Raw genomic sequence first — 6,873 nt, forward strand, 5'->3', positions numbered from 1 at the left:
CTGCCGGTCCTACCATTTTTCGCCAATGAATTCGCTCCCACAGGGTTCGGCACCCGTCGCTCCGTTAGCGCAGCAACACCCCATGAGCACTCGGAAATACCTCCCGATCCACCAGCCCGGACACCTGCACCGGCTGCGGAAATATCTTCTTCGCCACGAACAGATCATCGACACCCTGTAACGCAGCGATGTCCGACGCATCGACCGGCTGCAACGACTCCACTCCCCAACTCTGCAAACGCTGGGACACCGGCAACGGCACGTTATTGGCGCTGGAGAACACCTGCGCGTACTGCTCAGGGTTGGCCTTGGCCCATTCGAACGCCTTGGCCAAACGCTGCAACACATCATTGAGTGCCTGGCGCTTGACCTTGTCGGCCAGCGCCTTGTCCGACGCCGTAATAAACGTCAGGCCGGTGTTGATGCCCTCCCCGCTCAGCAACAGCCGCGCGCCGTTTTCTTCGGCAAACGCCTGATAGATGCCAAACGTGGCCCACGCGTCGATCTTCCCGGCATGAAAGGCCGACAGCGCATCGGTGGGCATCACGAACCCGATGTTGACGTCCGATTCCTTGACCCCGGCATTCTCCAGCGCACGAATCAGCAGGTATTGCGAGATGCTGCCGCGAGCCGACGAGATCGACACGCTGCGCCCCTTCAGGTCGGCAACGGTTTTAATGTCGGAATCCGGTGGCACCAGAATTCCGATACTGCGCGACTGCCCGCGGCGCACCGCAACAATGCGCAACGGCGTGCCACCGGTGGCAGCCGCCAGAACCGGGGTGTCACCGGCGGGAGCGAGATCCACGGCGCCCGCCCGTAGGGCTTCGAATAAGGGAGCGGCACCTTGAAAGTTCGCCCATTCCACTTGATACGCAATCCCGTCGAAAGCCTTGGATGCATCGACCACCGTCCGCAAGCCCTTGGCCTGATCACCGAGGATCAGCTTGACCTTCGACCAGTCCACCGCATCCGAAACAGCGGCCTGCGTGTGCCCTTCATCCCCGCATCCGACCAATAGCAGCACCACGAACGACAACAACAGCGCAGCATTTTTTTGCGCCAGCCTGTGCCAGATAAACCCCATGAACGACATCCTTGCGAGACCTGTTGAAAAGGAACGGCCAGACCATTCCAAGTATGCAGGCCATCCTAAACGCATAAAAAAACAGCGTGAAATGACGATTGGACATAAGCTAATACTCAGCTTTTCTGATGTTGTTAGATTTATAGATGCATTATTTTTATAATTAGCTTAGCGCCAAATCGAATTTCACACGCTCACCGGCTGCCCCTATGTTGCTCACTCGCCTCGCGCAAAGATCCGCGCCCGACAGTTGTGACAACCCTGAGGAATTGCCCATGAGCGTTGAATTCATCGGTTACATTGCCACCCAGCCCTTTTCGGAAATCCACCCTCGTAGCGGTCAGACAGTTCAGCCTGACTATGTCGAAAAGGTCGCGCGCGCCCATGAAGACGCCGGCTTCGACCGCGCACTGGTGGCCTATCACTCCAACAGCCCGGACAGCGCCTTCATCGCGTCCTACGCCGCCAGCGTTACAACCAGGCTGAAATTCCTGATCGCTCACCGGCCCGGCTTCATTTCGCCCACCGTTGCGGCGCGACAGTTCGCGACGCTGGATGTGTTCAACGGCGGGCGCACGGCGATTCACATCATTACCGGTGGCGACGATCAGGAACTGCGCGCCGACGGCAGTTTCATCGGCAAGGACGAGCGCTATGCGCGCACCGATGAATACCTGAGTGTGGTGCGCCAGGAATGGACCGCGGAAAAGCCCTTCGACCATCACGGCAAGTATTACCAGTTCGAAGGCGCCCATTCGCTGGTCAAGTCACCTCAACAACCACACATTCCGTTGTACTTCGGCGGCGCTTCGCAGGCGGCCATCGAGGTGGCAGGCAAACACGCTGATGTGTATGCCCTGTGGGGCGAAACCTATGAGCAGGTCAGGGATATCGTCAAACAGGTGCGAGCCGAGGCGGCGAAGCACGGCAGAACGGTACGTTTCAGTCTGTCGCTGCGGCCGATTCTGGCAGAGACCGAAGAAAAGGCCTGGGCCCGGGCGGACAGCATTCTGCAGCGGGCGAAAGCACAGGCACAGGCGAACGGCATTCAGCGTCGTGAGCCGGCCAACGAAGGCTCCAAGCGCCTGCTCGCCGCTGCCGCGCAGGGAGCGCGCCTGGATAAACGTCTGTGGACCGGGATTGCCGGGCTGCTGGGCGCCAAGGGCAACTCGACCTCGCTGGTGGGCACAGCCGAACAGGTCGCCGAGGCGCTGCTCGATTATTACGATCTGGGCATCACCACCTTCCTGATTCGCGGTTTCGACCCGCTGGAAGACGCGATTGATTACGGCAAGAAACTGATCCCGCTGACCCGTGAGCTGGTGGCCAAGCGTGAGCGGGCGAAGCAGGAAAAGGTGGCGTAGTTTCCAGGCACACCGCGTGCCTACCCTGTGGGAGCGAATTCATTCGCGATTCGAAGGTACATCCGACATATCTTCATCGGATGTACCCACCTCTCGCGAATGAATTCGCTCCCACAGAATGATCATGCGCGCTGGACCGGCCCTACTCCTTATAACCCGTCCCATGCCGATCCAGCTCGCGGATCAACGCATTCCAATGCCGCGTCACGCCCGGTCCGTTGCCGTCCTGAAACACCCTGGCCTGTTCCTCGACCTTCTTCACCACTTCCTCTGGCGGGAAGATCAGCTCGGCATTGCCCGCTGCCTGCGCGGCGATCTGAATGTTGCAGGCGTATTCCAGGTTGTGCAGCTGCTTGAACGCATGCTCGACACTGACGCCCGCCGTGAGCAGGCCGTGATTACGCAGAATCATCACGCTCTTGTCGCCCAGATCTGCCACCAGCCGCTCGCGCTCGCCCAGGTCCTGCGCGATGCCTTCGTAACCGTGGTAGGCCACACGCCCGGAGAACGCCAGAGCGTGCTGGGAGATCAGCAACAAGCCATTTTTTTGCGCCGACACCGCAATGCCGTCGCGGGTGTGGGTGTGTAGCACCGCTTGCAGGTCGGGTCGCGCCGCGTGAATGGCGCTGTGGATAACGTACCCTGCGTTATTGATGCCAAGGCCGGTCGGGTCGTCGACGAGGGTGCCGTCGATGTCGACCTTGACCAGATTCGACGCGGTGATTTCGTCGAACAGCAGGCCAAAGGGGTTGATCAGGAAGTGCTCGTCCGGTCCCGGCACCCGCGCCGAGAAGTGCGTGTAGATGTGGTCGGTCCAGCGCTTGAGCGCGGCAAGTCGATAGGCCGCCGCGAGCTTGACCCGCACCTCCCACTCTTCGGGGCTGACCCGGTCCTGTACGTTATTTGAACCGGACTGGACGGGCAAAGGACTGACGTTGCTCATGCATGACTCCCTGTGGGTCTGGAATAGACGTGTCGAGGGAGCCTAAGCGCGCGGGCAGACGTTTAAAAATCACATTTTCTTCTAAGCTAATTATCAATATTTTTTATTATCAGCCCCATCGGCTCAGGCCGCCTCGCGGGACTGCTTCAAGGCGTCGGCCACCAGACGCCCGAACAGGCTGACCGGCGCCTGCAGATTGCCGAGGAAACGCGGGTAAATCAGCCACAGGTCCAGTACCGGCTTGAAGTCCTTGAGCGGCATCACGGCCAGCACATCGCGATGAATGCTGCGCTCCAGCAACGGGCGCGGGACCAGCCCGAAGCCCATGCCATCCGCCACCAGGCCCAATTGCAGTTCGGTGCCGAAGGTTTCCAGATTGACCTTCAGGCTCAAGCCCTGATCGGCCAGGGTGCGCTGTAAACCTGCGCGAAAGCCGCAGCCGTCGGGGTTCAACACAAAGCCCTGTTCGTAGCAGTCAGCCAGTTTCACCGGTTTTTTCGGCAGCTGACTTCTGGCGCAGACCACCACCAGCTCCATCTTGCCGATGGACTCACCAATGATGGCGTCCGGAAAAATCTTGCCCGCCGGGAACAACGCAGCGGCGGCGTCGAGCTCGCCGTTCTCGATCTTGCCGATCAGATGGCTGCCCCACCCTGTGACCACTTGCGCGCGCAGGTCGGGAAATTGGCCGCGCATATGTTTCAACGCATCGAGCAGCACCACATCTCCGATGGTCTGCGGCACGCCCAGGCGCAACAGGCCGCTGGGCGGAGTGTCACTGGCCACCAGCTCGCGCAGTGAGTCCATTTCCCGCAGGATCGCCAGACATTTCTGGTACACCTGAGTGCCCATGGCGGTCGGCTTGAGAGGTTTGGTGTTGCGGTCGAACAGTTCCACGCCCAACGCCTGCTCGAAGTTCTGCACGCGGCGGGTGATGGCCGGCTGGGTCAGGTCAAGGGACTCGGCGGCATGGCTGATGGACTGGCAGCGAATCACCGCGACAAAGGCATCGATATCATCAATTTTCATTCGGTACGCACATGGAAAAAGGGGGACAAGATAGGCAAAAAGCATAATTCCAAACGCTTCGGCTGGATACCCCGGCAACCTGCCTGAAGGTTATCAAATGCTTTTTCGTTATAACCTAATCATCAATAAATAGCATATTAAGCCGCGGCATTATGCTTATATTGGCTAACCGAACCTGCCGTGGAGCCCACATGACTCACCCCCGACACCCCGAACGCCTGCGCGAGTTCATTGGCGCACTGGCCGAGTTGATCGACAGCAACCCGCGCGAAGGCGATCTGCTGCATCGCGGTGGCAGGCTGCTGGGGCAACTGGTGCAATTCGACGACTGGATGCCTGACGAATTCGCCGTGCCAGACCCGACCCGTTATCAGCAATTTCTGCTGCACGCCGATTCCCGTCAGCGCTTTTCCATCGTCAGTTTTGTCTGGGGGCCGGGGCAGAGCACACCGATTCATGACCATCGCGTGTGGGGGCTGATCGGCATGTTGCGTGGCGCCGAATATTCTCAGGGCTTTGCCCGCAGCGCCGACGGCCGACTGGAACAGGAAGGGCCGGCCATTCGCCTGGAGCCCGGCCACGTTGAAGCCCTGTCGCCGCGCAGCAACGATATTCATCAGGTCAGCAACGCTTTCAGCGATCAAGTGTCGATCAGCATTCATGTCTACGGCGCCAACATCGGTGCCGTGAAGCGTGCCGTCTATCAACCTGACGGCAGCGAAAAACTGTTCATTTCCGGCTATTCCAACGCCTATCTCCCGAACATCTGGGACCTGTCCAAAGAGAATCCTGCCCAATGACCCATAGCACCCGCTCATTTGCCGATATTCGCGCCGCCCTGCTCAATAAAGAAGAAGTCGCCTTGGTGGACGTGCGCGAAGAAGCGCCGTTTGCCGAAGCTCACCCGCTATTCGCAGCGAACATTGCGCTGTCGAAACTGGAGCTTGAAGTGCTGTCGCGCATCCCGCGTCGCGACACCGCGATCACCCTCTACGACAACGGCGAAGGTCTGGCTCAATCGGCCCTCGCCCGCCTGGTCGACCTGGGTTACAGCGACGTGAAACTGCTGGAAGGCGGCCTGCAGGGCTGGCGTGATGCGGGCGGCGAGCTGTTCATCGATGTCAACGTGCCGAGCAAGGCGTTTGGCGAACTGGTCGAGCACCATCGTCACACCCCGTCCCTGGGCGCGGAGGAAGTCAAGCAACTGCTCGACAGCAAGGCCGATGTGGTGGTGCTCGATGCCCGCCGTTTCGACGAATACCAGACCATGAGCATTCCCACCGGGGTCAGCGTGCCGGGCGCCGAACTGGTGCTGCGCGCCCGCGAACTGGCGCCGAATCCCGACACGCGTATCATCGTCAATTGCGCAGGACGCACCCGCAGCATCATCGGCACGCAGTCACTGGTGAACGCCGGCCTGCCGAACCCGATCTCGGCCCTGCGCAACGGCACCATCGGTTGGCTGCTGGCCGGGCAGACCCTGGATCACGGTCAGTCGCGGCGCTTTCCAAAGGTCAGTGAGAAGACCCTGAACGTCGCCCGCGCCGACGCCCGCAAGGTCGCCGACCGCGCTGGCGTACAGCGTGCCACGCGCGCCAACCTGCAGGTGTGGCACGCTGAGACGACGCGCACCACGTATCTCTTCGATGTGCGCACGCCGGAGGAATTTGAAGCCGGTCACCTGCCGGGCGCACGCGCAACGCCTGGCGGCCAGTTGGTGCAGGAGACCGATCACTACGCCAGCGTGCGTGGCGCGCGGGTCGTGCTGGCGGACGACAACGGCGTGCGCGCCAACATGTCGGCCTCCTGGCTCGCGCAACTGGGCTGGGAGGTGTACGTGCTCGACGACTTGCGCCCTCACGACTTCAGCGAAAAAGGCCCGTGGAATGCGCCGATTCCGACGCCCTGGCAGGTCGAGGAGATCAGCCCCGACACCCTGCGTCACTGGCAGGAGCATGGCAGCGTCGCGGTACTGGATTTCACCGCCAGCGCCAATTATGTGAAGCAGCACATTCCGGGAGCCTGGTGGACGCTGCGCGCGGATCTCTCCAACGCCCTGCGCAAGATTCCCGCCGCCGAGCACTACGTGCTGACCTGTGGCAGCAGCAAACTGGCGCGCCTGGCCGTCCCGGAAGTGGAAGCGCTGACCGGCAAACCCGTGTTCCTGCTCAAGGACGGCACGGCCAGTTGGGTCGCTGCCGGGTTCGCGCTGGAAACCGGCGAAACCCACCTGGCCTCCCCGCGCATCGATCGCTATCGCCGCCCTTACGAAGGCACCGACGCGCCGCGCGAAGCGATGCAGGCGTATCTGGATTGGGAGTTTGGTCTGGTGGAGCAGCTGGGCCGCGACGGCACCCATGGCTTCAAGGTGATTTAACCAGCATCACTGTCCCGTAGGAGCGCGCTTGCCCGCGATGGCGTCGTATCAGGCATCCCATGTTGTCTGACAT

General features: G+C 60.9%; 7 protein-coding genes. 4 read left to right on the plus strand and 3 right to left on the minus strand.

Annotated features, from left to right (window positions below; translation table 11 throughout):
• Positions 1–64: 64 nt before the first annotated feature.
• Entirely contained in the window at positions 65–1,087 is a 1,023-nt protein-coding gene (locus AC07V9_RS26840; protein ID WP_495018647.1) for an ABC transporter substrate-binding protein, read from the minus strand.
• On the opposite strand from AC07V9_RS26840, the gene AC07V9_RS26845 reads away from it, so the two are divergent.
• Positions 1,086–1,250 (plus strand): hypothetical protein, encoded by a 165-nt coding sequence (locus AC07V9_RS26845; protein WP_495018648.1) that lies wholly within the window; start codon positions 1,086–1,088, stop codon positions 1,248–1,250. The two genes, AC07V9_RS26840 and AC07V9_RS26845, sit on opposite strands and share 2 nt — an antisense overlap.
• Before the next feature lie 112 nt (positions 1,251–1,362).
• On the plus strand, positions 1,363–2,451 hold the full coding sequence (locus AC07V9_RS26850) for an LLM class flavin-dependent oxidoreductase (protein WP_495018649.1): 1,089 nt from the start codon (positions 1,363–1,365) through the stop codon (positions 2,449–2,451).
• A gap of 142 nt (positions 2,452–2,593) precedes the next feature.
• On the opposite strand, the gene AC07V9_RS26855 is transcribed toward AC07V9_RS26850, so the two are convergent.
• Positions 2,594–3,394, minus strand: coding sequence for a class II aldolase/adducin family protein (locus AC07V9_RS26855; RefSeq protein ID WP_495018650.1), 801 nt, complete (start codon positions 3,392–3,394; stop codon positions 2,594–2,596).
• A gap of 123 nt (positions 3,395–3,517) precedes the next feature.
• Entirely contained in the window at positions 3,518–4,423 is a 906-nt protein-coding gene (locus AC07V9_RS26860) for a LysR family transcriptional regulator (RefSeq protein ID WP_495018651.1), read from the minus strand.
• A gap of 191 nt (positions 4,424–4,614) precedes the next feature.
• On the opposite strand from AC07V9_RS26860, the gene AC07V9_RS26865 reads away from it, so the two are divergent.
• Together AC07V9_RS26865 and AC07V9_RS26870 are read left to right on the plus strand one after the other, a co-directional pair.
• Positions 4,615–5,223, plus strand: coding sequence for a cysteine dioxygenase family protein (locus AC07V9_RS26865; RefSeq protein ID WP_495018652.1), 609 nt, complete (start codon positions 4,615–4,617; stop codon positions 5,221–5,223).
• Positions 5,220–6,800, plus strand: coding sequence for a rhodanese-related sulfurtransferase (locus AC07V9_RS26870; protein ID WP_495018653.1), 1,581 nt, complete (start codon positions 5,220–5,222; stop codon positions 6,798–6,800). The genes AC07V9_RS26865 and AC07V9_RS26870 overlap by 4 nt, the downstream gene beginning before the upstream one ends.
• Positions 6,801–6,873: the final 73 nt, after the last annotated feature.

It is taken from the genome of Pseudomonas sp. GW821-FHT02A11, from assembly GCF_059421985.1.

Coding starts and splice junctions, on each gene's coding strand:
- AC07V9_RS26870 (WP_495018653.1), top strand. CDS start 5,220: ATGACCCATAGCACCCGCTCATTTGCCGATATTCGCGCCGCCCTGCTC.
- AC07V9_RS26845 (WP_495018648.1), top strand. CDS start 1,086: ATGAACGACATCCTTGCGAGACCTGTTGAAAAGGAACGGCCAGACCAT.
- AC07V9_RS26855 (WP_495018650.1), bottom strand. CDS start 3,394: ATGAGCAACGTCAGTCCTTTGCCCGTCCAGTCCGGTTCAAATAACGTA.
- AC07V9_RS26850 (WP_495018649.1), top strand. CDS start 1,363: ATGAGCGTTGAATTCATCGGTTACATTGCCACCCAGCCCTTTTCGGAA.
- AC07V9_RS26865 (WP_495018652.1), top strand. CDS start 4,615: ATGACTCACCCCCGACACCCCGAACGCCTGCGCGAGTTCATTGGCGCA.
- AC07V9_RS26840 (WP_495018647.1), bottom strand. CDS start 1,087: ATGGGGTTTATCTGGCACAGGCTGGCGCAAAAAAATGCTGCGCTGTTG.
- AC07V9_RS26860 (WP_495018651.1), bottom strand. CDS start 4,423: ATGAAAATTGATGATATCGATGCCTTTGTCGCGGTGATTCGCTGCCAG.